Origin of the sequence: Microbacterium sp. Leaf351 (assembly GCF_001423825.1) — a bacterium.
GTDB classification, from domain to species: Bacteria; Actinomycetota; Actinomycetes; order Actinomycetales; family Microbacteriaceae; genus Microbacterium; species Microbacterium ginsengisoli.
Map to the genome: position 1 here is coordinate 40,762 of NZ_LMPK01000034.1, position 624 is coordinate 41,385.

At 64.7% G+C, this 624-nt stretch carries 1 protein-coding gene; it reads right to left on the reverse strand.

Features of this window, described 5'->3' with window-relative positions; genetic code table 11:
• Positions 1 to 45: 45 nt before the first annotated feature.
• Positions 46 to 624: PstC family ABC transporter permease (locus tag ASG00_RS18030; RefSeq protein WP_235559481.1), on the reverse strand; the 579-nt coding region annotated here is incomplete at its 5' end.

A 624-nucleotide genomic window follows, 5' to 3' on the forward strand; every position in this document is an offset into this window, starting at 1 on the left:
ACGGGTCCCGCAGCTCGCCCGTCTCCCCGGACTCGATGATCGTCATCAGCTCTCCGCCCCGGATCGACTCCGAGCGACGATCATCGACGCCGTGAAGTTGACGATCAGAGTGAGGATGAACAGCACGAGCCCGGCCGCCATCAAGGCGGACAGCCCGAACTGGGTCGCCTCGCCGTACCGGAGGGCGATCAACGCCGACACCGAATTCGTTCCCGACTTCAGCACCTGCCAGTTGATCGAGAAGATCGGCGAGATGATCATCACCACCGCAATGGTCTCGCCCAGTGCACGCCCCAGTCCGAGCATCGTGCCGCCGATGATGCCGCCGCGCCCGAAGGGCAATACGACCGTGCGGATCATCCCCCACCGGGTCGAACCCAGCGCGAGTGCGCCCTCGCGCTCTCCGAGCGGTGCCTGCGAGAACGACTCGCGCATGATCGAGGTCTGCGTGGGCACGACCATGAGCGCGACCACGATGCCGGCGATGAAGGCCGACGACGTGAACGCACCGGCGTCCGTGATGCTCTGACCCGAATCATCCGTGACGGCGAAGAACGGGATCCACCCGAAGTAGGTGGAGATCCATTGCGCGACCGGGATCACGTTCGACTGCAGGAAGAAGAC